We start from the raw sequence: 24,141 nt of genomic DNA, 5'->3' as shown, positions 1-24,141 counted from the left end.
CACCGTGTCCCGTAAGCTGAGCCCAGGCGTCTCCGTCGGGGCGTCAGCAGGGTTCGTTCCCCCCGTGGCGCGTTGCTCCGGCCGCTGCGCCGCAGGTCCGAGCCCAGTTGCTCCTTTGATGAGACAAGGGATCGCAAGCTCCTTCACCGGCTGGAGTTGCCTCGGGGCGGTGTCGATGTGGTATGACTTCCTCGGCAGTTGGAGTACGATTCCGAGGCGAGTGCTAGGGAATGACCGCTGATCTGATTGACGAAATCGAAATCGACGCTGAGGGACGGCTGCACGTGAGACCGCAATCGGCGGCCTTTCCGCTCGTCTGGCGTGAGGCCATGGGGGTCAACTGGGATCCGGTCAGGCGCACCCTTCACTCGCCCCCTCCGAGAGAGTGGAGCCACGCCCGCTGGTTCGCCCAAATTCTGGCCGCGGCCCAGGAGCAGGGGTGCAAACTTCAGGTCTCAGGCGCCACGCGCTGGAGGAACGTGCCGCAGCCCCTCAGAAATGAGATTGGGCTCGTTGCTTCTGGATCATCGACGGCAACAGCATCTTCGCGTGATCGTGAAGGCGACGAGTGATCTCAGCGCCATGGGCGCGGTCCTTAGCGTACGTCGCGCATCGCGTGCTCCAATCCTCTTGACCATCACCGTCCAGCAGGGCAGCTTGGCGAACGGGCGGCTTTTGAGTCGCTCGTGGATGAGGCTTGCCCTAGCTTTGTTTCGGGAGAGCAGCCCCGGATGGCTGCGTTCGGCCGTACCGAAGCTCCTCACCTCCGACCCGCCATGCCCATGCGCCTCGCAGCCATTCTGACGTCCCTCCTCGTGATCGCCCTTGCCGGGGAGTCGCACGCGCAGGCCGCACCGCCGCCGCCCGAACTGCCAACGGTGGAACTGTCGCCGGAGCTGGACCGGGTGCTTCGCGACTACGAGTCTGCCTGGCGGCGCGGCGACGCAGCGGGGCTGGCCGCGCTCTTCGCCGAGGACGGCTTCGTCCTGCAGGGCGGGCGCGCGCCCATCCGCGGGCGGGCCGCGATCCAGGCGGCATACGCCGGCCAGGCAGGGGGGCCGCTCCGCCTGCGGGCGCTCGCGGCGGCGACGGCGGACACGGTGGGCTACATCATCGGCGCGTACGGCTATGGCGACGCCCCGGGTGACCAGGGCAAGTTCACGCTGACGCTCAGCCGGGGGCCAGACGGGCGATGGCTCATCTTCTCGGACATGGATAACTCGAGCCGGCCGCCGCGCCAGCCTGGCGCCGCGCCGCCGCCCTGACGAACCGATGCCGCTGCCAGGAGCCGCGGGCGGGCTTTACCGTCTGCGTTCCCTTCACGTGGCGTCAGAGTGGCGCGAACACCTTTCGGGGGGAGGGAGGCTCGATTCGCTGGGGAGTGGGCAGTACCGGTCGTCGGTCGTCGATCACGCGCCTTCCGGATTGCCGCTCCAGCGCCATGTAGTGCTGGCCCATCTTGAGCGGATCATTATCGAACCGCTCCCAGATCTTCCGGCGGACTCCCAGATCTCTTCGATGATCGCGTCTACCTGTCGGCGTAGTGGATCGGCTCACTCATCTCCCCCTCCTGGGCAGATCGCCTGGAGCGACGATGCGCCCAGTGTCTTCTGCTTACCAACGATCACTGCGGTGCGTGCGCCTCAGGCGATTGTTCCTGCGCCTCGTGTTCTCTCAGGAGAGCCTGGCAAGCGGCGATGATCCGGGCCTCCTCTTCTGGAGATGACGACGACTTGAGTTCAGGGTGACCTTGGGCGACGCGGTCGGCGTGCCGCTTCATCATGTGGGCAGACATCTTGTGAGGATCATTGTCGAACTCCTCCCACATCTTGCGGCGAATCTCCCAGATCTCTTCGATGATCGCGTCTACCTCGTCATCCCATTCAAGAGCGGCATCGAAATCATCGGCATCGAAAGCATCGCTCATGGTTCCCTCCTGAGGAGATCCTGTCGAGTGACGAGGCAGGCTTCGGCATGCGGCGGAAGGTAACAGCGTCCAGATTGGATGCGTAACCCCGCGCAGAAAAGCGGCCACGGGCGTAGCGGAGTGTCCACGTATGGCGGAAATAGAGTAGATCCTGGCCCTGTCGCGGCCCACTTCCCGAATGTGCAGGGTACGCCCGTTGCGTTGGAAAACTCCCGTCACGGCGCGGCCGGACGGGGATGATCCCGCCCGGGAGCCGCAACCTGTTCCAGGAAAGAGACATGGCATCTCCGGCGATTGCGCGGGCGCGCTACCAGGGGCTGGCGGCGGCGCGCAGGTGGGAGCACGAGCCGGCGCGGCCCAAGGAAAAGTTCACGCTGTCCGTCGGCGACCGCGTGGGCGAGCTGACGGTGATCGGCCACGTGGCGTGCGGGCGCATGACCGAGCTGTACCAGGTGTGGAGCAACCGCCACTGGTGCGCGCTCACGGGAAAGATCCTGCTCCCCGAGCACTGCGTGAACGGCGTGGCGCCCGTGTCGTTCCGCCGCGAGGCCGAGGTGCTCGACAAGCTGAAGCACCCCAACATCGTGCGGCTGTTCGGCAGCGGCGAGGCAGACGGGCGGGCGTTCATCCTGCTGGAGTACCTGGCCGGGCCCTCGCTGTTCGACGTGCTCGAGGGGCTCACGCAGCGCCGCCTGCAGGTGCCCGACGCCATCCGCGCCATCATGCACGTGGGCGCCGCCATCCACTACCTGCACCGCTGCGGCTACCTTTACCGCGACCTGAAGCCCGGCAACGTGCACCTGCGCGAGGGCGTGCCGGTGCTGCTGGACTTCGACGTGGTGCGCGAGATCGAGCCCATCCGCCGCCCCGCCGACCGTTTGGGGACGGCGCCGTACATGGCGCCCGAGCAGGTGATGAAGCAGCCGCTGACCGCCGCGACAGACGTCTACGGCCTGGGGGCGCTGCTGTACGAGTGCGTCACCGGCAAGTGGCCCACCGAGGAGCCCGAAGACGAGGACGACGAGGCGTTCTGGGACGAGCTGGACGAGGACGAGGAGACGGACGAGCGCCCCGTGGCGCGGGTTCGTCCCCCCACCGAGGGCCGCGAGCTGACCACAAAGGAGCTGGAGCAGCGCTATCCGCAGATCACCCAGGCACCCGTGCCGCCGCGCGCCCACAACCCGGGCGTGCCCCGCGACCTGGAAAAGCTGATCCTGCGCTGCCTGGCCGCCGACCCCGCCGACCGCTTCCAGACCGTCTCGGGGATGCTGGCCGCCCTGGCCCCCATGCTCAAGGGCCGCCACCGCATGTGGCCGGAGAACGCGCCCATCGAACGGCGCGCCGATACCGCAACCCGGTAGCTACTTCAGTCTCCGGTCGTCCGGAATCAGCGACTTGTGGATGCCCACCGCCGCCCGCGCGCCCTCGGCGGCGGCGCGGAGGGCCAGGCGCGAGCCGGGGATGATGTCGCCCGCCGCGTACACGCCGGGCACCGTGGTCTGGTGCTCCTTGTCTACCTCCAGGATCCCGTCCAGGTCCGCCTCGCACCCCAGGTCCGCGGGAAAGCTGGAGCCGGGGCCCGACGCGATGTGAAAGAACAGCGCGTCGAATTCCTCCGTCTCCCCTCCGTGGTAGACGACGCGCTGGATCTGCCCGCCCTCGCCTTCCAGCCGTTCGATCACGGCCTCCCGCACCGGGATGTTCCACCGCTCCAGCGCCGCTTTCGCGGGCTCCTCCATGTCGGGCGGGTGGCCATGCGTGAGGATGGTCAGGTTCTCCGTCCAGGTCAGCATGTACATGCAATACGCGGCGATGGAGCGGCCCCAGCCGATCACCCCCACCTTCCTGTCGGAGATGCCCGGGCCGTCACAGTCCGGGCAGTGCCAGATGCTGGTGCCGTAGAAGTCCTCGAACCCCGAAATTTCGGGGACGATGTCGCGCAGCCCCGTCGCGATCAGAATGCGCCGCGCGCCGAAGGTGCGGCCGTCCTCCACCGTGACCGTGAAGTCGTCCTGCTTGCCCGTGATCTCCGTAACCACGATGGGCTCGTACTCGGCGCCGGCGTCGATGGCCTGCTGGCGGGCCACCTTCCTGAGCTCCGCGGGGGGCGGGTCCTTGATGCCCAGGTAGCCGTGGACGGCCCAGGTCTCGGCGTTGCGCGGGTCTTCGGCGTCGAAGATGCGCACCTTGCGGCGGTAGCGCGCCAGCCACAGCCCCGCCGCCAGCCCCGCCGGCCCGCCGCCCACCACGATCACGTCGTACATCCCGCCGTACGGCATCCGGTATCCCTCCGCGCGTTTTCACCAATGGAACGACGGACGGCGCGGGTGCAATCGGCGGGCCGGGTACGCGCCAACGCACCGGCGGTTGCCGTGGGGACGGTGGCGTGTATACTGCATTTTCCCGATCGATCCACCGATCCCGCCGCCGCCGGGCCGACCTCGTTTGCCCGTGCCTGACCGCTGTCTGGAGGCTGCCGTGCTCCGTTGCATCCGAACCGTTCCCCTCGCGGCGCTCGCGCTGGCCGCGTCCGCCCCAGCCCTGAACGCGCAGGCCTCACCCGGCGCGAGCGGCCCCGGCGCCGAGAACCCGCGGATTCATGACATCGTTCGCCAGGTGTCGCCCGCGCGCATCGAGGCCGACGTGCGGCGGCTCGCCGCATTCGGCACGCGGCACACGACATCGGACACGGTTTCGGCCACGCGCGGCATTGGGGCCGCGCGCCGGTGGATCTTCGCCGAGTTCCAGCGCATCTCGCGCGAGTGCGGCGGGTGCCTTGACGTGCAATACGTCAGCGAGGTGATTCCGGGCGGGCAGAACCAGCGCATTCCCCGCGACACGCGCGTGGTGAACGTGGTCGCCATCCAGCGCGGGCAGACGGACCCCAACCGCCACGTGCTGCTCCTGGGGCACTACGACTCGCGGGTGACGGACGTGATGAACGACACCTCCGACGCGCCGGGGGCCAACGACGACGCGTCGGGAACGGCGGCGGTGATCGAGGCCGCGCGCGTGCTGAGCAGGCACCGCTTCGACGGCACCCTGGTGTATGCCGCGCTGGCGGGCGAGGAGCAGGGGCTGAACGGGGCGCAGATCCTCACCCGCCACGCACAGGCGAACGACTGGCGCATCGCGGGGGTGCTGAACAACGACATCATCGGCAACTCGCGGGGCATCAACGGCGCGGCCGACAACACGGTCGTGCGCATCCTGTCACCCGGCATTCCGCCCGAGGCGCCGGCCGCCGTGCTGCGCCAGTACCTGTACAGCGGCGGCGAGCTGGACGTCCCCACCCGCCAGCTGGCGCGCTACGTGGACCGCATCGCCGACCGCTACGTGCCCAACCTGGACGCGCAGATCATCTACCGCCTGGACCGCTTCGGCCGCGGCGGCGACCATACGCCGTTTTTCCTGGCCGGCTTTCCCGCGGTGCGCCTGACGGAGCTGTACGAGGACTACACGCGCCAGCACCAGGACCTGCGCGTGGAGAACGGCATCGAGTACGGCGACGTGCCCGACGCGATGGACTTCGTCTACAATGCCAGGGTCACGGCGCTGAACACCGCTTCCATGGCGTCGCTGGCCTGGGCGCCCGCCGCGCCGGACTCGGTGACCATCCGCGGCGCCGTGACGCCGCACACGGTGCTGCGCTGGAAGGCGGTGGACGCGCCGGACCTGGCGGGCTACCGCGTGTACTGGCGCCTGCCGACGGACGCCAACTGGACGCACTCGCGCTGGGTGGGCAACGTGTCCGAGGCCACGCTGGAGAACATCGTCATCGACAACTGGTTCTTCGCCGTCGCCGCCGTGGACCGCGACGGCAACGAGAGCCTCACCGTCTTCCCGTCCCCAGGCAGGTAGTCGACGGGTCCTGGAAACGACGAAGCCGCCGGGATCGATACCCGACGGCTTCGTCGTTTCTCCGATCGAGACACACAGTGCTACGGCCGCGGCGGCACGGGAAGGGGCTGGGGTTGGGCGGGGGAGGGCTCTGGCGAAGCGGGCGCGGCGGCCGGTGCCGGTGCGGCCTGGGCCTCCTGCTCGCGTTCCCTGCCCACCATCGGAGGGCGCCGGTCGGAGGCCCGTCCCGCCCGGGTGCCGCGCTTCAGGCCGCCCGTGGTGTCGTCCAGCTCCTCGTCGCTGCTGATCACGTGGGGGGTGATGAAGATGAACAGCTCGAAGTCGTCGCTCCGCCGCGTCTTGCGTCCGAAGATCCCCCCGATCAGGGGGATGCTGGAAAGCAGCGGCACCCCCCCGCTGGTCCGGTCGCGCTGCAGCCCCGACAGGCCGCCGAGCACCGCCGTGTGGCCGTCGCGCACCAGCAGCTGGGTGCTCACCGATCGCGTGTTGATCACCGGCGCGTCGAGCCCCGACGCGGACGCCGACACGCTGTTGATTTCCTGCACCACCTGCATCTGCACGAAGCCGTCGGCGCTGATGGTGGGCAGCACGCGCAGGGTGGTGCCCACGTCCTTGTACTGCACCACCTCGTCCAGCACGCCGCCGTCGGTGGACCGCTGCACCTGCACGAACGGGCGCTGCTCGCCCACGACGATCTCGGCTTCTTCGTTGTTGGCGGCCAGCAGCAGCGGACGGTCGAGGATCAGCACATTGCTGCGGCTCTCGCCCGCGCGCAGCACCACGTCGAGGTCGATGCCGCCCAGGTTCAGCGCCCGGATCACCAGGTCGCCGACGCCCACGCCGCCGCGGGTGGAGCCGCCGACCGTCGCGTCGCGCGACTCTTCCAGCCGCGAGTCGGGCGCGTCGACGTCCAGCCCCAGCGCGAAGGTGTAGTCGCGCCGCACGTACGCAACGGTGGTCTCGATCACCACCTGCAGGGGGCGCACGTCCACCTGCTCCACCGCGGCGCGGATCAGCTCGAAGTCGGCGCGGCTGCCGCGGATGAGCAGGCTGTTGGTGCGCGCGTCGGGAACGATCACCAGGTTGCCCGACACGTTCCCCGAAGCCGGTCCCGGCCCCGCCGTGGCGGTTGGGCGCTGGGTGCCGTAGTCCGGGATCCGGTTCTGGGCCAGGTCGCCCCCCAGCGTGGAGCCCCGCGAGCCCAGCTCGCCCAGGGCGCCGCCGCGGCCGTACAGCGCGTTGATGGTGGCCGCCACGTCGGCCGCGCGCGCGTGCCGCAGCCGGACGACGAACAGCTCCACCCCACCCGCGCTGGCCAGCGACGCGCCCCCCGCCCCCGGGTCGTACGCGGGCGGGCCGTTCGTCCCCATCCCGGGCTGCGGCGGTCCGCCGGGCGGTGCGCCACCCTCGCGGCCGCGGATGCGATAGCCGCCCTCGGCCTCTTCCATCACGTAGCCCTGGTCGGCCAGCAGCGTGCGCAGCAGCCCCGGGATGTCGCCGCGGGCCAGCGGCCGGGGGCTGACGAAGGTGATCCGCTGGTTTCCCAGCTGCCCGTACAGCACCGGGCGGTCCAGGTACTGGCTGAGCACGGCGACGGCCGCGCGCAGCTCGGTGTCCACCAGGTTCACGTTGACGCCCTGCGCGCCCTCCGAGACCAGCGGGTCCTGCGCGCGGAGCGGCGCCGCGAGGCACGCCGCCGCCACCAGGGCGCCCAGGGTGGCGCGTGTCATTGCTGCCATGGTTTCCGTACGGAAAGGGTCCAACTGGTGTCGGCGCCCGCGACGACTACCCGGTCGCGGGTCACCGAGCGGACGCGAAGGTCGCCCAGCACGGTGCCGGCGCGCACGGCGACCGCGCCCTCGCGGCCGGGTACGCCCTCGAGCAGCGCCTGCCACGGCGGGCCCACGATGCCGGTGACGGCCAGCGCGGGGCGGGGCGGGGGCGGCGGAGTGTACGTCGGCGGCGGGGGCATCGTGCCCATCCCCATCGGGCCGGCGAGGGGCCGGCTGTAGCCGACCGGGGCCGGAACGCGGTCCAGGCGGAACGGGTTGGCGGCGGCGACGGAGCGTGCCGCCGCCGCCAGCCGGCCGGGCGCGGGACGGGGCGGGTCGCCAGGGGCGCCGGCCACGCCGGCCGGAACGGGTCGAACGCGGGGCACGGCATCGCGCCAGCGCAGCCATCCGCCCAGCGCCACCGCCAGGGCCGCGGCCCACAGCACCCGCTCCCACCGCCGCCGCGTCATGGAGTTCCTTCTTCCGCCGCCAGGGACGTGGTGTCCGCACTGACGGTCACCGAGTCCGCGTCCGTCCGCGTGCGGCGGGGCGGGCCGTCGGTGCCGGGCGCGAGCGCCATCCCCTCCACCGCCACCTCCAGGCGCAGGGCCTCGGGCTGCTCGGCGGGCCCGCCGGGGTTGGGCTGGGTGATGGACAGCTCGCGCACGGCCAGCCGCTCGGGCGCGCCTTCCAGCAGGGCGAGCATGCGGGTGATGGACGGCAGGTCGCCCGTGGCGTCGGCGCGGACGACGACGCGAAGAAAGGTGCCGGCCGAGGCGGTGTCGGGCCGCACCTGGACCGAGCCCACCTGCACCCCCGCGCGCGCCGCCGCGCCTGACACCAGCGACGCGAGCGCCGCCCCGGCGGCGGCGGGAGACCCGCCCTCCAGCACCGTGCCCCCCAGGGCCAGGAAGCGCGTGCGCCGCGCCTCCAGCGAATCGAGCGCGGCGGGCAGCTCCCGCACGGCCGCCTCGGAGCGCGCGGCGGCCTCCGCCTGCCGCTCGGCGCCGGCGCGGACGCGCTCGTCCCAGCGCCGCCACGCGGGGATCCCGCGTCCCACCAGCAGGATCAGCGCGATGGCGGCCGCACCCGCGACCAGCACGCGCCGGTCGCGCCCGGAGATCGCCGCGGTCATGGCCGTGCCTCCCGCGATGGACCCGCGCGGCGGGCCGGGTAAACGGTGAAGCGGATGGTCACCCGCTCCAGCTCCCTGCCCATCAGCGCCTCGCGGGTGACCGGGCCGACGATTTCGGGCGCCGCCACGCCGGGCACCTTTTCCAGCGGCTGCACCAGCGAGCCGGCGCGCGGGGCCAGCGCCACCAGGCTGCCGGACGCGGAATCCGCGCGGAAGCTCACCAGCGCCCCGCCGGGAGGAAGCGCGGCGGCCACGTCGGCCAGCAGCAGCGTGGGCGAGTAGTGATGCCGGCCGAACTCGGCGGCCTCCCGCAGGGCCGCCGTCACCCGGGCCAGCTCGCGGTCCGTCTGCACCGCGGCGCGGTGTCGGGCCTGCACCGACGCGATCCGCGCCGCGGCCGCGTCCTGGGCCTGCATGGCGCGGGCGGCCGGGGCCAGGGCGGCGAAGAGGAGGGAGGCGGCCAGCGCCGACGCCGCCACGTTCACCCGCCAGCGGGGTGCGTCCCCGTCCGCCGCCGATCCGCGCAGCGCCAGGGGCTCCCAGGCGGGGAGCGCGGCCGCGCCGTACGCGTCGGCATAGCGCCATGCCTCGTCGCCCAGGCGGGCCAGGGCGGGCGTCACCGACGGCGCGGGCGGGGCGGGCGCATGCGCGGCGCCAAGGCGGCGGACGGACACCATCTCGCCCCCTGCCAGCGTCACCTGCGCCACGGCGCCGCCGTCGGGCCACAGCACCTCGCCATCGGCCAGGGCGCGACCCAGCACGGCGACGGAGGGAACGAAGCGGTCCACACGATGCCCCCCGGCGCGGCACCCGGCCTCGACCGCGCGGACGGTGCGCTCGTCCAGCGCGGCCGCCCAGACCACGCCCGGCTCCACGATGCGGACGCCCGTGGTGGCCAGTGGAGCGCCGTTGCGCAGAAAGAACTTCGACGCACCCTCGCGGACGATCTGCGCCAGCACGCGGGGGTCGTCCAGCGGCGGCAGGCCGGCGATCCGGCGGGTCTGCGACAGCGACGGCCCCAGCGCCACCACCACGCGCGGCCGTGGAAAGCGGGGGAGCGGCGCGCCCGAAAGCAGCTCCGCCAGCGCGTCGGCCAGCGAGTCTCCCGCTTCCACGGAGGTCTCGTTGGCGGCCACCACGCGCCCGGCGTTCAGCGCCACGGCGCGAATGCGGTCCGCGCCCACCGCGATTCCCAGGGTCAGCCTCATTCGGTCCACGTCTTTCGCCGCACCACGGCTGCGCGCTCGCCCGCGCGGACCAGCCGCACTTCCACCACGCTGACCGCGGGCGGGGTTCCCACGCCGGTCCGGGCGCGGACGATCCAGGCTTCCGGCTCCGTCCCGGCGGCGCCCACGAACTCGGTGAACCGCCGCAGCAGCACCTCGCGCGCGCCGGGCGAGAGCTGTCCGGGAAAGGCGGACAGGTCGGTGATGGTTTCGCCGCGGGAGCGCAGGTCCACCACGCGCGCCACCGCCTCGGGGGTGAACCCGGGAAGCGAGGCCAGCACGGCGGCGGGCGCATGGCCCAGCGGCACGCGCCCGGATTCGGGGGAAAGCAGGGCCTCGATCCCGGGCACGGCGTCGAAGCCGCGGACCAGGGCCAGCTCCCGCGCGTCCACCAGGGGTCCGTCGCGAGGCGCCCGCCGCGCGTGGGCCCGGTACCATCCGTGCTCGGCACCGCGGGGGCGCGGCACGGAGTCGGCGTCGCGCCAGTCCGCCAGCGCATCGACCAGCGAGTCGGCGCGGGCGGCGGGAACGCCGTGGGCGGCCAGCGCCCGGTGGATGGCGTCGTCCGGGGTGGCGTTCACGTCCAGCGCGGCGCCCGCGGCGATCGTCTCCACCGTGCACCCCGACCCCGCCAGCAGCGGCGACTCGCGGACGGCGCGGTCCATCCCGTTCCAGGCGCCGAGCCCGGGCGCCTGGTTGCGCGCGGCCTTCAGCGCCTGCGACAGGGCCGCGCGGGCGCGCTCCAGGCACCCTTCGGCGCGCCAGGCGGCGTCCGCCAGGTCCGCCCGGTTGCGCGCGGACGCCACCGCCTCGCGCCCGGCCAGGCTCCCAGCCATCGCCAGCGCCGAGACGCCGACCAGGATCCAGAGGACGGAGATCAGCGCGAACCCGCCCCTGCGGCGCGCGGTCATCCACGCTCCCCGATGCGCACGATGGTGGTGTCGCCATCGATCACCAGCCCCAAGGCGAGCGGCGCGGTGATGCTGGATCCCCACGAGCGCAGCCACCATCCGCCCTCTCCCGCCGGGCGCAGGTACAGGATCTCGCCCCGCTGGAACCCCGACCTCAGCGGCACCAGCTCGCCGGTGGAAAGGCGGAGGGCGAGGACGTTCCCGCCGTTCACCTGGATCAACCCGAGCGACGCGTCACATTCTTCCAGCCACCCGTCAGGCACCTCGCACCAGCTCCGGAAGCGGGCCATCCCGGGCTCGCCCTGGAAGCGGACCTCGCTCCCCGGGACGGCCGAGACCTGCGTGCGGCCGGCGATGGACCGGACCAGCGCGTCGGCGTTGCCGTCGCGGTCCGCCGCTTCTGCCGCCCCGGCGATGCGTTCCGCGTGGTCGGCCACCTGCTCCAGCATGGCGCGCGCGCCCACCAGCACCACTCCCATCACGGCGAGGGCTACCATCACCTCCACCAGCGTAAAGCCGGCGGAGCGCAGGGCGCGCGGGTCAGGGAAGCAGGTCACGGGCGGTGTCGGGGCGAAAGAGGGAGGTGCGCAGGATCACGCGCGCACCGGCGCTGTCCGTCAGCGCCACGTCGTACAGCTCGGGGTCCGGCCGCTGCACCGAAAGGCGCCAGGGCCCCTGCGGCCGGCTGCCCAGGCGGCGGTCCAGGTCTTCCCGCGTCCACAGCGCGACCGCGTGCATCAGCGCCGAGGCTTCGCGCGCCTCCACGTCCGCCGCGCGCGCCCTCCGCACGCCCTCCGCCGCCTGGCCCACCATCGCCACGGCCGCCGTTCCCGCCACGGCGAGGATGACGATGGCGACGATGGCTTCGAGCAGGACCGCGCCGGAACGGCAGTGCGTGAGTGCGTGAGTGCGTGAGTGCGTAAGAGAGGGATCAAGGAACGGCACGGGGCCTCCCGGTCAGCGGGTCCAGTCCGAGCGCGCTGTCGCCGCGCACGCTGCCGTCGGGGAGGGCGATCAGGCGAAGGACGGTGTCGCCGGTGGCAAGCGTCAGCGGCACAGGCCGGCGGGTGTCCAGCGCCCTGCGCCGCGCATCCGCGATGGCCGCCGCGCGCTGGCCGGCGGGGTCCGTGTCGTCCAGCGAGCGCACGGCCAGCCCGGTCACCCCGGCCATGATCCCCAGCACGACGAGCACCACCATCAGCTCCACCAGCGTGAACCCGGCCTGGCGAGCGCCCACGCGTGGCCGCGCGCAACCCACGCTCCCGCACTCCCGCACTCCCGCACTCACGCACTTCCCCATCATCCCGGCCTCACGCTGTAGACCGCCTGCAGCAGCGCGGCGGCCACCAGCGCCACCACCCCCCCGAAGGCGATGATCAGGGCCGGCTCCAGCACGCGTACGGCGGAGCGCACCAGCGACTGCGCGCGCTCGCCCTCGATGCGCGACGCGTGGGCCAGCATGTGCGGCACACGCCCGCTCTCCTCGCCCGCGCGGATCAGCCGCACGGCCGTGGGCGTGGCGGCGTCCGCCTCGGCCAGCGACCCCCCGATGGCGCGGCCGGCGACCACCTGCTCGCGGGCCGCCAGGATGCGCGCGGTCAGCGCGGCGTCGTCTGTGGCGCGGGTGGCGTGCAGGAGCCCCGGCGCGATGGGGACGCCGCTTTCCAGCAGGGCGCCCAGCGCCGCGCAGAACCGCGACACCGCCGCCGCGCGCCGCACCGCGCCGACGACGGGAAGCGCCAGCAGGAACGCGTGCCAGCGCGCCTTCCCCGTCTCGGTTTCGGTCCACACCCGCCACGCGACGAACCCCACCGCCAGCACGAACACCCCGGGAATCCAGCCCGCGCGCGCCGCCCGCGATCCGTGCAGCACCAGCCGGGCGAGCGGGGGCAGCTCCTGGCCCAGCCCCTCCAGGATCTGCGTGAAGCGGGGAAGGACGAAGCCCACCAGCAGCCCCAGCGACGCCGTTCCCGCGCAGGCCAGCAGGAGCGGATAGGCAAGGGCCCCGCGCACGGCGCGGCGGGTCTCGGCGGCGGACTCCATCAGCTCGGCCGCGCGGACCACCGCGGAGGCGAGCCCGCTTCCCGCCTCGCCCGCCTGCACCAGGCCCACCACCAGGGGCGGGAACGCGACCGGCGCGGACGCCAGCGCGGCGCCCAGCCCGCTCCCCTGGCGCACGGAGTCGCGCAGGTGCGGGAGCGCGGGCGTCCAGGCGGGCGGAACCAGGTCGTCCATGGCGGCCAGCGCCCGGCCCACGGGCAGCCCCGACTCCAGCAGCGTGGCCAGCACCCGCAGCCCCAGCGCCAGGTCGCCCGACGACATCCGGGGCCCCCGCGCCTCGCGCCCGCGCTCCAGCTTCACCTCCAGCGGAAAGAGCCCGCGCGCGAAGAGAAGGTCGCGCGCGGCGTCGGCGCTGTCGGCGCGCACGGTGCCCGTTTCCATGGCCCCGGTGCGCTGCGCGGCGCGGTAGGCGAAGGTGGTTCCGGCGGTGCTCACGACATCACCGCGGCGCCCCGGCGCCCCACGAGGTGACGTCGGCGTCCTCGCTCTCGCCCCCCTCGCGGCCGTCGCGCCCCAGCGAGTACAGGTCGTATCCCTGCGGGTTCAGCCGCCCGGGAGCCACGTACACGTACGGCTTGCCCCACGGGTCCGCCGGAACGTCGCGGCGCAGGTACGGGCCCCGCCAGCGGATGGGCCGCGCGCCCGTTACGGGCTCGGTGCGCAGGGCCGCCAGCCCCTGCTCGGTGCTGGGATAGGCGTGGTTGTCGAGGCGGTAGTTGTCGAGCGCCGCGCCCAGCAGCTCGATCTGCTGCCGGGCCGCGCTGGAGTTGGCGTCGCCCACGTTGCGGAACACCTCGGGCGCAACCACCGCCGCCAGCACCGCGATGATGGCGATGATCACCAGCATCTCGATCAGCGTAAAGCCGGCCCGCCGCCGGTCACTCCTGTACGACACGCAGCACCTCCTCCACCGTCGTCGTTCCCGCGCGGGCGCGCGCCCACCCGTCCGCGCGCATGGGTGTCATCCCCGCGCGCCGCGCGGCCTCGCGCAGCTCCGGCCTGGGCGCGCGCCTCATCACCGCCTCGCGCAGCACGTCGTCCATCTTCATCAGCTCGAACACCCCGGTACGGCCGCGGTACCCCGTGCCGCGGCACGCCGGACACCCCGCGCCCCGGTGGAAGTCGCCGCGCGGGTCGTCGCCGCCCGCCAGGCGAAGGACGGCCTCGCGCGGCGGATCGTACGGCTGGCGGCACCCGTCGCACACCCGCCGCACCAGCCGCTGCGCGAGGATGCCGTCCACCGTCGCCGCCACCAGGTAGTCGGGAATTCCCAGGTCCAGCAGGCGGGGCAGGGCGCCCACGGCGTCGTTGGTGTGCAGCGTCGAAAAGACCATGTGCCCGGTCATGGCGGCCTGCACCGCGATCTCGGCCGTTTCGGGGTCGCGCATCTCCCCCACCATGATCACGTCCGGGTCCTGGCGCAGGATGGACCTCAGCGCCTGCCCGAAGCTCACCCCGGCCTGCCGGTGCACGGGCACCTGCGCGATGCCGGGAAGCTGGTATTCCACCGGGTCTTCCACGGTGATCACCTTTTCCGTGCGTGCGTCGCGCAGCCCCAGCGCGGCGTACAGCGTGGTGGTCTTTCCCGACCCGGTGGGCCCGGTCACCAGGATCATCCCGTACGGCTGCCGGGCGAGCGCCTCCATCCCCGCCAGCACGTGCCCCGGCATCCCCAGCTCCCCCAGCTGCACCGGGCGCCCGCCGCGGTCCAGCAGGCGCAGCACCACGCTTTCGCCGAAGAGGGTGGGGACGGTGGATACGCGCAGGTCCAGCTCGCGGCTTTCCAGCCGCACGCGGATGCGCCCGTCCTGCGGACGCCGGCGCTCGGAGATGTCCAGTTCGGCCAGCAGCTTGATGCGGCTGACCACCGCCTGCTGCAGCTCGGCGGGGGCCTCGGGGGCGGGGGCCAGCACGCCGTCCATGCGAAAGCGCGCCGTAAGCCCGCTGCGCTCGGCCTCCAGGTGGATGTCGCTGGCGCCCGCGTCGAAGGCGTCGCGCACCAGCAGGTTCACGTAGCGGATGACGGGGGGCTGGTTGGCCAGGTCGCGCACGTCGGCGGCCAGGTCGTCGCCGTCGCCGTGCACCTGCGCCAGCTCGATCAGCCGGTCGGCGCGCGTGGCCAGGCGCTCGATCATGCGCTCCACGTCGGCGAGGGTGGCCGGCTCCGTCACCACGGCGCGGCCGTATGCGAACGTGAGCTCGTCCAGCGCGTCGAGCAGCGCCCCGTCCGCCGCGGCCACCAGCAGCGTGCCGTCCGGCGCCAGCTCGCGCGGGCACAGGCGGTGATGCAGCAGGAACTCGCGCGAGATTCCTTCGGCCAGCGGTACTTCGGCGGACATCGGCATCCCGGAACGCGCCCATACCACCGGGCAACGAAAGGAGAAGTTCGGCTCATCTACCGAAGATTAACCGAAGAAATCGTGCCTGACAACCCTGCGCTTGAAGGTGTGCGGAGGGCACGCATGTTCAGGGACCGGAGCGGCGCACGCTGCTGGCAAGGCTGCGCAACTCCGCGAACCCAGCAGAGGTGGGTGGTGGCATGAAGGAAAGGCCCCGGAGCGTTCGCATCCGGGGCCTTCCTCGTGGTGTGATGATCGGTGCGGCGCCTATCAGCTATCTCCTGATACCGCCCTAACGCCCTGAAGATGTGCGGCGGGTCGCCGCGCGAAAGCACTAATAACCCCGTGACGCTAACGGTGGGAACCTCATGCTTTCGTCACGGACGGTGTGCACCAGGGGAGGTGGTGTCCGCTCGACGCCGAAGTTCCGCACACGCAGGGGGAGCGCTCGCCGGATCAACGATGAGACCATTCGCGTGCCGTAGTCGGCACGGGCGTCGATGGCCCCCGATTCCCCAGATAACAACATCATCATCGGACGGCTCCACCCCGTCGGCACCAGCAGAGCGGAGTTCGTACGTAGTTCCCACTGCCCGGTAGATGATCTCTCGCCCCCAGGGGTCAACCCGGTCACCCGGACGTCTGGCAGTGAACGCATTCAGGTTAGCAGGTATGTTCCGATGTTCTGCTGCGTACAATTGGGCGTGGTACTGGAGCTGGTCAAGCTGCACCATCGCTGCAGTGTTCGGATCGCCAATGCTCTCCCGGAATATCGGACGCTTTGGTGCGCCAGGGATTCCACAGCCTTGGAGGAGGCACAGGAGCGCAATGCACAGGATCCGCGTACGCACTGGTTCTCTCCACATAGCGTTAGCTGCGTCGGACTGTGAAACCCGGCCGACGGAGGGGTATCCTGCGCGTAACGTGATCACTGGCTGCATGTGGCCGCCCAAACGTTAAGTTCCCCAGTGCTATTCGCGCACGCGTAGCGATTTGCTGATCGTTCATGTGTTCGCTGCCCATGTGGCAGATGCTGCTGGCTTTTCATGGAGTTCCACCGTTCCCCCTGTTGCCCGGTTGCAATAGCGGCCTCTTCGTCAACAACGTGGCCGTGCTCGTGGGCGAGCGCCCATGCACGATCTCCAGGGGCTTGATTCAAAAGCGGTACTGACCCGTCGCTATCTTCGCGCAGCACGATGTTTGGGGACCGTCTGCGACGTATGGGTACATGGGCAAGAGCCGCTGGCTCACCGGGCTTTGCCGGGAGAATCGTGCCAGTTCGGATCCTCCCTCCATACAACATGCTGCGCAATCCACTTGCGGCAACTGAAGTGAGGTGGGGAAAGCTTTCCTCCACTCGGCTCCATTGGCCCTTGCTCAGACCTCCTGGGCAGGACCGGCCGCCGAGACCGAAGAAGCCCCGGCGTTTGAATAGCTCGTCGGGGCACAGCCCATACGGATCAGAATACGACACAGGGTCCCCCGCCGCGAACCCGTACAGGTTCAGCCCTCCGGCCAGGCCGATGGGGTCCTCCTGGGTAAACCGCCCCGCCGCCGGGTCGTAGTAGCGGTTGCGGCGGTAGAGCAGCCCCGAAGCGTCCTGCTGGTCCTCCATCACACTGCCCAGCCACAGCTGATCGTATCCGGTCGGGGAAGTCACTTCGGCGTTGTTCGCCGGTCCGTACGCCTCCTTCGCCAGCAGCCACCAGGTCCCCAGCTTGATGTGCGGGTGCGCCGGGTGCGCGAGCGTTCGCTGCCCATCGCTGAACATCACGTACGGCGCCCGACCCTGCGTGTTCCAGATGGGGATCACGGCGAAGTCCGGCCAATGCAGAACCTCCTCCTGCATGTAGTTCATGCGGATCACGCTGAGCGGCTGGTCCATCCCCGGCCCGTGCGTCAGCAGCACCCTGCCGGCGAGCACGTTCGGGTCGAAGATGCTGGGCGGCATGTGGTCCGCGGGCCTGCGCTCCGTGTCGTTCTCGCGCGACAGGTCCGAGTCCTCCATCTGGATCTCGTACAGCACCTGGTTGCGCGGACCAAGATGGGCCGATGGTGCTCGCCGCGTAAAACCACTCGTCGCAGCGAAAGCTCCACGCCGTGCGCGTTTCGTAGTCGTGATACGCAACCGCCACCGAGAGCGCGCCCGCGTCGTCGGCGAGCTTGCGGACCTTGGTGCGAAAGGGGTCGTCGTCTTCCTTCCGGTCTTTCCCGGCTGCCATCTGGGTCGTGGCGGGTCGCCCGGCCTGCCGGTTCTGTCCGGGCGGACCCGGTCGTACGAGAACCGGACCGGCCTTGCAGGTGTACGCCAGCCAGCGGCTCAGTCGCTGCTGAGCAGCGTTCATCGCGGGTGTGGTTCATGAGCGGGCCCGCGATGAAAAAGGAGAGCCGTGGACGCATCTCAACGCGTCCGCGGCTCGCCTTATTTCGTTGTCTCGCCGGCGGATACGTGCGGCGTATCCCGGCGCGGATCGGCCTGCTCGCGAGGCGCCCTACGGGGTCTGAGACGACACTTGATCGCCCCGGCCTCCGCTGATCACTCCAGCGTGGACCCGGGGACCCGGTTGAGGCGGGTCCGCACGGCCACGGACGAGACACTTGGTCGTGCTGGTGTCGATCCGGCCCGGATCATGTCCGATCCCAGAAGACAACGCTTGTTCAGTCGATTATGACAGGTATACCGAAGCTCTCAACACGCAGCTTGTCAGATACCCGCGAGATTCTCAGGCCGGCCCGATACCGCCGGCCTTCGTAGTTGTATGGGAAGACTATGTCGGAACCATCCGCATACATCGTCGCCTGCGCGCTTCTGTTATCAAAAGCACCCCGAGCGGCTTGCACGTGCTGAGCAGCTGCGGCGCGGTGGAGCGTCAGAACCTCGGCCACCACGGAATCAGACGCAACTGCAGCGAGGCTCAGCGAGTCAGGCCGCGATGCGGCCGTTAGAAACGCGACGGCGATCTCATAGGCTTCCTTTCGCGAAACCCGCAGGTTTTCCGCGACGCGCTCTTGCCCGCGTGCGCGACACCCTTCGATCGCGATACATAGGAGTAATAGTGACATCGCAGCCGTGGTAATCCTGCGCGCCGTCCGAACCCGCTCGGATTTGTAGTTATGGCTCATTTGTTTACCTCCTCAGTGGCCACATCGACGTGGCATTCCCATAGCGGCTTGGTAGATGTTATCTACGCTCCGAATCGTATGCATTTCGGATAGGCCGGCTGCTCCATTGCCGTATGCATAGAACTCAAATCCATGTCCAATTAGTTCGTGGGCAACAACGTTCGCTAGTGTGGGGCGGGTGCTTCCCCATGGCATGCAAAAACCCAAGACTTCTGTGCTCCGATAGTCTTGTGCCCAACCGGAGCCGATTTCTACGCGCCGGGGACAAACTGTCCCGGGGCAGTTCGGGTGAGCACCAGACCAACTCTGGCCTACCCTCCCAGCACCTGCAATGATCTCCGAATCGGTCTCGGACGACCGCGCACTGAAGGAAACGTTGTAGATATCGTCTATACCAGCCAGCAGCGCCAGCCGATTTCGGAGGCCCGCCAACCTTCTGTTGCTCGTAGCCCCAACCTCCGAGATGCAGTTGGTCCGATCGAGCGTCACCTTGGCGCCGACGGCTTCCGATGTTGCTGAGCGTAGTGCTTCTACTTGGCGGGCGCTACCTTTGTAGCAGACCTTCAGACCGTACGGATCAGAATACGACACCGGGTCCCCCGCCGCAAAGCCATAGAGGTTCAGGCCCCCGGCGAGGCCGATCGGGTCCTCTTGGGTAAACCGCCCGGTGGCTGGGTCGTAGTAGCGGTTGCGGCGGTAGAGCAGTCCCGAGGCGTCCTGCTGGTCTTCCATGACGCTGCCCAGCCACACCTGATCGTACCCGCTCGGGGAAGTCACTTCGGCGTTGTTCGCCGGTCCATACGCCTCCTTCGCCAGCAGCCACCAAGTCCCCAGCTTTATGTTCGGGTGCGCGGGGTGCGCCAGCGTCCGCTGCCCATCACTGAACATCACGTACGGCGCCCGCCCCTGCGTGTTCCAGATGGGGATCACGGCGAAGTTCGGCCAGTCCAGGACCTCATCTGCTACGTAATGCATGCGGATCACGCTGAGCGGCTGGTCCATCCCCGGCCCGTGCGTCAGCAGCACCCTGCCGACGAGCACGTTCGGGTCGAAGATGCTGGGCGGCATGTGGTCCGCGGGCCTGCGCTCCGTGTCGTTCTCGCGCGACAGGTCCGAGTCCTCCATCTGGATCTCGTACAGCACCTGGTCGCCGTCCCAGACGGTGCGCCGAATGGTGTTGAACGAGCACTCCTGCCGGTTGGTGACGTAGTCGCACCAATTGCGCTCGCGGACCAGGATGCGCCGGCCCAGCGGATCGTAGCGGTACTCCTCCCACGTCAGACGGTGCTCCGTCAGGTTGGTGAGGCTTCGCGTTTCCGCGAAGCGCAGGGTGCCGTCCGCCGCGTAGTACGACACGCGGTCGTTGGCCGTGGTCCCGGACCCGGTAACCTGGAAATTCTGGTTCCCCGACCGGTCATAAGCGTAGGAGGTGCTGGTGCCACTCCCGGGAGACACCCTCGTCTGCCGGCCCGTGTAGGGCTGATACGTCGACGTGCCGCCGGTGGTCGTGGAATCGTTGCTATCAGCCATCCTGCGGGCGTGAGACGAAGTCGTCACGTGGGTGTTGCCCAGCGCGTCGTACTGGTACGTCCCGTACGCCCTGTGCTTTATGATGTCGTTCGCGTGGTTTAGTGCCCTGGAACGCTGCTCGTACTCGACCAGGTGCCCCAGACCCGAGTAGCGGTTCCGCATCCACTCCTCGCTCCTCGTCAGGTTGTTGCTGAACAGGAGCTTGCCGCGCTGATCGTACTCCGCGACCATGTTGTCCAGCGGCCCACCAGAGAGTACGGTCGGCACCCACAGAGTGTCCCGGGTAAGCCGGCCGTCCTGATCGTACCCATAGCCCCGACGCGCGTTGGCCGGTAACGTCCTGCTGCTGAGCTGCCCCCGCTGGTCGTATTGGAAGGTGAATCCGTGGTTCAGCGGGTCGGTGACGCTTTCCAGCTCGCCCGTCAGCGGGTCGTAGGTGTAGCGCGTCACCGCGCCCGCCGCGGGCGCGAGCCCCGCCGGATGGTGCAGCACCGTCCGACGCCCGTTCAGGTCGTACGTGTAGCCGAGGGCGTACACGTGCTTCGTCGTATCGTTCAGCGCCAGCGTCTGGATCTTGAGCGTGTCGGCCCGCAGCTGACCGTTCGGATAGTAGCCGCGCCGCACCCGCGCGAAGCGGTTCTCCGCGCGTCGCAGGTTGCCCATTTCGTCGTAGCCAAAGTGCGTCGTGTCGCCGGGGATGGTCAGGCTGCAGTCGGCGGTGTTGCTCGGATAGTAGGGGTAGGACAGGTAGATGTTGTCGTTGCTGTTGTCACAGCCCTCCTGGACCCCCGTCCGGGTCGGGATTCCGGAATCGGCGACCGCTGCGTACCGGAAGGCCGACGTAGAGCGCCAGAACGGCCTCCGCAACACATCGAAGCGTGTGCGGATGGTGTCGCCGCGACGGGTGATGACCACCGTGGGGTTGCCAGCCGGGTCGTACACCGTACTGTCCCGGGGATTGTCCGTGCTGTTGGTAGGAGTTGCGTCCGGCGCCCATTCGCGGATGGCGCGCCCCGCGGCATCGTAGTCCCAGCGCGTCGTGATCACGCGGATGTTCGTGGGGTCGGGCGTAGACCAGCGGTCCACGCGCAGCACGTTCCCTTCATTGTCGTAGTGGTTCTCCACCGCTACCGTCTGCAACTGGCCTGGATTCGGCCCGTGGAGCATGGGTGCCGAGGTGGTCACGATCTTGGGGCGGTCGGCGCCGTCGAAGGTGGTCACCGTAATCGCGACGCTCACGCCGTCGATGGGCGATTCGGTTTTCCACGTACGGCCCAGGTTGTCGTTGAACGAGCGTGTCTTAAGACCGGATTGCAGGCCGAGGGGCGTGGTGCTGTACTCCAGGTTTCCACGCGTGTCGTACTCGAACCGCTGCAGGGCTTCTGGCTGGGCGGCGGTGGCGGGGAGGCGGATCCATTCCAGGAGGCCTGCCGCGTTGTAGTCGAACCGCACCGCGTGCGTCGTGTTGTCGCCCGGCTGCTGCCACGCGCGGTTGCCGCTGGGATGATAGCCAATGCGCGTCACCTCCCCCTCCGGCAGCGTGACCTTGGCGACGAAGTCCGGCCAAGCCGGATCGTAGTTGTACGACGTGCTCGCGCTTCTGCCGTCGCCCAGCGGGTCGTACGAAGTGCTCGTGGACAGGTTGCCGCGGGCGTCGTACGTGGCACCGGTCGTGTGCCTGCGGCCGTCGGCCCCCACGGGCCCGTCCATCCGGGTGACCAGGCCGGGAAAGCGCAGGTCGCTCCGTGTGAGGACCGTTTCCTGGCCGAGCGCGTTCACGATCCTCCACGGCCCGCCAAAGCGGTCCGGCCAGAAGTACGTCCGGTCCACGACGTCTCTGCGCGGGCCGTCCACAATGGAGTATGCGTCATGTGGCGCCACGGGCGCTTCGGCCAGTCCGCGGGTTTCGGCGTTGGTGAACCAGGTGATCAGGTCGTCGCCCTCACCGTACACACCGTCCACCATCTCGCCCATGTCCAGGCTCACCTTCGCCAGCTTGCCGCCCGCGTCGTAGAAGTAGTGGGCGCCTCCGGTCACCCGCCGCCGGTCCGTGCGCCTGCTGACCGCCTCGGGGCGGCCCGCGTCGAAGTAGGCGTACTCCACGTACGTTCCGTCGGGATCCTGGATGGTCCCCACCCGGTGGTCGCCGTTCTGTGGCCCGATCACCACCTGGCGGCCCGCCCCGCCGTTCAGGTCCGGGGCGGTCACGCTGTACAGGCGCCCGTTGGACCCTCCGGCGCCGTACGTGAAGCGGTACTCGGGCTTGTACGCGGAGTATCCGGCGCCGGCGGGTACACGCACCGTCGCCAGGCGGCCGCTTGCGTCGTAGCCGAAGTGCGTGTGGTGCTCCAGCCGGTTCACCGTGGCCACGTGGCGGCCGGCGGCGTCGTAGTACACGCGGACCTTGCCGGGGAGGTACCTGACGAAGCGGGCGTTCGGGTAATCCGCAACCACCCGCAGCGTGTCGGTCCCGCGGTCCGGCGTGCGGGCAATCCACAGGTTCGCGGGATTTTCGGCGAGCGGCTCGTACACGCGCGTGCTTCCGTCGCCCCCGATCAACAGGTACGACGTGGTGGGCCCGCACTCGATGCACCGCAACTGCTCCAACCCGGCCAGCCACCATCCGGCGCCGAAGGGAGACTGGCGCCGGTTCACCACGGCCAGGCTCCCCCGCATCGCCCAGCGAAGGGTGGAGCCGTCTGAATAAGTGGCGGTGACCTCGAGGAGATACCTGTACACCCCCTCCGGATCGTTGGCCGCGTCGTACGCGAGGGCGATCCGGCGCGCCTGTCCCAGCGGCCACTCCGACCCCGCCCAGGCCCGGTTCGCGCGCTTCACGAGCTGGTAGTTCGGGCCCGCGGACAGCACGGCTTCGACCCGCGTGGGGGTGCCGCGGTCGGCCGGCAGCATTACGCGGCCGGCCACGACCGGCATGGGGCGGGCGTGCTGGCTGTTGTACACCAGGATGGGGGCGCGCACCGTGTTCAGCGTACGGATGGCGGGCAGTGCGTGCGCGAGGCGCAGCTCGCCGCACTCCGACGCTCCGCCCGGCACCGCCACCGTCAGGCACAGGTCGCGTTCCTTGTCGGCGAAGCCCGTCTGTGGATCCAGCACGAGGTGCGCGCGGCGCGCGTCCCACAGTGCCACGGGATACCCTGGGACCGCGTGGTCGCCGAACCACTCGCCGTATGTCCAGTAGGCCAGCAATCCGTCCACCATCTCCACCCAGCCGCCGCGGGCCACGATCGGCTCCCAGTAGTCCAGCTCGTCAGGCCGCCCCTCGCGGGCGTAGATGTGCCGGTACAGTGTGGCGGCCACCGCCCGGGCGGGCCGCCCGGCCACGAACCTCTCGTACTGCTCCGGCGAGGTTCCGAACGAGCGGATGGCCTGCTTCACCGTCCAGCCGGACTCCAGTTTCGCGACCCAGTAGTCCACTCCCGCAGGTTCTCCCTCGCGCTCCTTCACCAGCCGGTAGATTCCCTGCACCACCTCGCGTAGAGACGGGGTAGCGCCCGAGGTCATGGGCACCGTCGGAACACTCCATCCGGACCGGACCAGTGCGCCCCCACCGCGTTCGTAGTACTCCACCTTCACCTCGTGCTCGCCCGCGGTCATCACCCGGTCGGCCGTGTAGGTGGTGGGGCCCTGGTCCACCCAGCGGTCGATCAGGAGCACTCCATCCACCCAGAGGCGCACGCCGTCGTCGGCGGTCACCGTGAAGCGATACGTGGCCTCGCCGAATGAGTGCCGCCCCACCCAGCGCGCCGAGAAATGGTCACCCCCCACGGTTCCGTTCAGGGTGCCCGCGCCCCAGTCGTGGTCTATCTTCGCCGCGCAGGCCGTCTGGATCGGGGAGCCCGAGAGGTTCACGCCGGCGTAGTACGTGGCCAGGTACTGGCCTACCGGACAACTGAGGGGCGGCGGCTGTGTGTACGCGTAGGATGCGCTCGCCGACCAGTCGTTGCCCGCCTGGTCCCACACCTCGGCTTCGAGCGTGTTTTGCCCCGGGTTCAGCGTCACCGTTCCCACCGACTGCGCCGAGGTCGCCGTTCCGCTATACGTGAACTGGGCCCTCACGTCCTCGCCGTTCAGGTAGATGGAGTGTGCGCCCGCGTCCAGCCCCACGTTGTCGCTCCAGTAGATGGTAACGCCGACGGTGGAGTTCGCGTAGCTGCCCTGTGCGGGATCGATGCTCACGGTCGGGCGAGTCACGTCGGTCTCGCAGCCGGTCGCCGTCACCTCCGCCGTTCCCTCCC

Annotated in this window: 20 protein-coding genes; 4 read left to right on the top strand and 16 right to left on the bottom strand. The window is 70.2% G+C overall.

What is annotated here, in order from left to right:
• Positions 1-230 precede the first annotated feature (230 nt).
• Both VGB24_RS25500 and VGB24_RS20740 read left to right on the top strand, forming a co-directional pair.
• Positions 231-572, top strand: coding sequence for a hypothetical protein (locus tag VGB24_RS25500; RefSeq protein ID WP_414676736.1), 342 nt, complete (start codon positions 231-233; stop codon positions 570-572).
• Positions 573-782: 210 nt separating this feature from the next.
• Positions 783-1,265: a nuclear transport factor 2 family protein gene (locus VGB24_RS20740; RefSeq protein ID WP_331074830.1), complete on the top strand. Its 483-nt coding sequence runs from the start codon at positions 783-785 to the stop codon at positions 1,263-1,265.
• Positions 1,266-1,624: 359 nt separating this feature from the next.
• Here VGB24_RS20740 and VGB24_RS20735 read toward each other — a convergent pair whose 3' ends face one another.
• Positions 1,625-1,927: a hypothetical protein gene (locus VGB24_RS20735; protein WP_331074829.1), complete on the bottom strand. Its 303-nt coding sequence runs from the start codon at positions 1,925-1,927 to the stop codon at positions 1,625-1,627.
• Positions 1,928-2,205: 278 nt separating this feature from the next.
• Between VGB24_RS20735 and VGB24_RS20730 the strand changes: the two genes are divergently transcribed.
• Entirely contained in the window at positions 2,206-3,288 is a 1,083-nt protein-coding gene (locus VGB24_RS20730) for a serine/threonine-protein kinase (protein ID WP_331074828.1), read from the top strand.
• Here the strand turns inward: VGB24_RS20730 and VGB24_RS20725 are convergent, their stop codons facing one another.
• On the bottom strand, positions 3,289-4,206 hold the full coding sequence (locus VGB24_RS20725) for an NAD(P)/FAD-dependent oxidoreductase (protein ID WP_331074827.1): 918 nt from the start codon (positions 4,204-4,206) through the stop codon (positions 3,289-3,291). It lies immediately after the preceding gene.
• A gap of 199 nt (positions 4,207-4,405) precedes the next feature.
• Here VGB24_RS20725 and VGB24_RS20720 point away from each other — a divergent pair, with 199 nt between their 5' ends.
• The gene (locus VGB24_RS20720) at positions 4,406-5,788 is read left to right on the top strand and encodes a M28 family peptidase (RefSeq protein ID WP_331074826.1); all 1,383 of its coding nucleotides are present in this window, start codon (positions 4,406-4,408) and stop codon (positions 5,786-5,788) included.
• Between the two features lie 80 nt (positions 5,789-5,868).
• On the opposite strand, the gene VGB24_RS20715 is transcribed toward VGB24_RS20720, so the two are convergent.
• From VGB24_RS20715 to VGB24_RS20650, 14 genes are all read right to left on the bottom strand, one after another.
• A complete protein-coding gene (locus VGB24_RS20715) occupies positions 5,869-7,527 on the bottom strand; it encodes a type II secretion system protein GspD (RefSeq protein ID WP_331074825.1) in 1,659 nt (552 codons plus the stop codon).
• Positions 7,515-8,030 (bottom strand): hypothetical protein, encoded by a 516-nt coding sequence (locus VGB24_RS20710; RefSeq protein ID WP_331074824.1) that lies wholly within the window; start codon positions 8,028-8,030, stop codon positions 7,515-7,517. The genes VGB24_RS20715 and VGB24_RS20710 overlap by 13 nt, the downstream gene beginning before the upstream one ends.
• Positions 8,027-8,695: a type II secretion system protein GspM gene (gene gspM, locus VGB24_RS20705; protein WP_331074823.1), complete on the bottom strand. Its 669-nt coding sequence runs from the start codon at positions 8,693-8,695 to the stop codon at positions 8,027-8,029. The genes VGB24_RS20710 and gspM overlap by 4 nt, the downstream gene beginning before the upstream one ends.
• Positions 8,692-9,903 (bottom strand): hypothetical protein, encoded by a 1,212-nt coding sequence (locus VGB24_RS20700; protein ID WP_331074822.1) that lies wholly within the window; start codon positions 9,901-9,903, stop codon positions 8,692-8,694. The genes gspM and VGB24_RS20700 overlap by 4 nt, the downstream gene beginning before the upstream one ends.
• Positions 9,900-10,832 carry a hypothetical protein gene (locus VGB24_RS20695; RefSeq protein ID WP_331074821.1) on the bottom strand — a complete coding sequence of 311 codons (933 nt, stop codon included), beginning with the start codon at positions 10,830-10,832 and terminating at the stop codon, positions 9,900-9,902. The genes VGB24_RS20700 and VGB24_RS20695 overlap by 4 nt, the downstream gene beginning before the upstream one ends.
• Complete coding sequence (locus tag VGB24_RS20690) at positions 10,829-11,389, bottom strand: prepilin-type N-terminal cleavage/methylation domain-containing protein (RefSeq protein ID WP_331074820.1); 561 nt, start codon at positions 11,387-11,389, stop codon at positions 10,829-10,831. The genes VGB24_RS20695 and VGB24_RS20690 overlap by 4 nt, the downstream gene beginning before the upstream one ends.
• Positions 11,373-11,777 (bottom strand): hypothetical protein, encoded by a 405-nt coding sequence (locus VGB24_RS20685; RefSeq protein ID WP_331074819.1) that lies wholly within the window; start codon positions 11,775-11,777, stop codon positions 11,373-11,375. The genes VGB24_RS20690 and VGB24_RS20685 overlap by 17 nt, the downstream gene beginning before the upstream one ends.
• Entirely contained in the window at positions 11,764-12,069 is a 306-nt protein-coding gene (locus tag VGB24_RS20680; RefSeq protein WP_331074818.1) for a prepilin-type N-terminal cleavage/methylation domain-containing protein, read from the bottom strand. The genes VGB24_RS20685 and VGB24_RS20680 overlap by 14 nt, the downstream gene beginning before the upstream one ends.
• 62 nt (positions 12,070-12,131) lie before the next feature.
• Complete coding sequence (locus tag VGB24_RS20675; RefSeq protein ID WP_331074817.1) at positions 12,132-13,328, bottom strand: type II secretion system F family protein; 1,197 nt, start codon at positions 13,326-13,328, stop codon at positions 12,132-12,134.
• A gap of 4 nt (positions 13,329-13,332) precedes the next feature.
• Entirely contained in the window at positions 13,333-13,788 is a 456-nt protein-coding gene (gene gspG / locus VGB24_RS20670) for a type II secretion system major pseudopilin GspG (protein ID WP_331074816.1), read from the bottom strand.
• Positions 13,772-15,232, bottom strand: coding sequence for a GspE/PulE family protein (locus VGB24_RS20665; RefSeq protein ID WP_331074815.1), 1,461 nt, complete (start codon positions 15,230-15,232; stop codon positions 13,772-13,774). Before VGB24_RS20665 ends, gspG begins: the two co-directional genes overlap by 17 nt.
• Positions 15,233-16,160: 928 nt before the next feature.
• Positions 16,161-17,258 carry an RHS repeat-associated core domain-containing protein gene (locus VGB24_RS20660; RefSeq protein WP_331074814.1) on the bottom strand — a complete coding sequence of 366 codons (1,098 nt, stop codon included), beginning with the start codon at positions 17,256-17,258 and terminating at the stop codon, positions 16,161-16,163.
• Positions 17,259-17,890: 632 nt separating this feature from the next.
• A complete protein-coding gene (locus VGB24_RS20655) occupies positions 17,891-18,355 on the bottom strand; it encodes a hypothetical protein (protein WP_331074813.1) in 465 nt (154 codons plus the stop codon).
• A 12-nt stretch (positions 18,356-18,367) separates the two neighbouring features.
• The gene (locus VGB24_RS20650; RefSeq protein WP_331074812.1) at positions 18,368-24,097 is read right to left on the bottom strand and encodes a PA14 domain-containing protein; all 5,730 of its coding nucleotides are present in this window, start codon (positions 24,095-24,097) and stop codon (positions 18,368-18,370) included.
• Positions 24,098-24,141: the final 44 nt, after the last annotated feature.

Source organism: Longimicrobium sp., from assembly GCF_036399935.1.
Taxonomy (GTDB): domain Bacteria; phylum Gemmatimonadota; class Gemmatimonadetes; order Longimicrobiales; family Longimicrobiaceae; genus Longimicrobium.
This window is presented reverse-complemented; position numbering and strand designations above follow the sequence as displayed.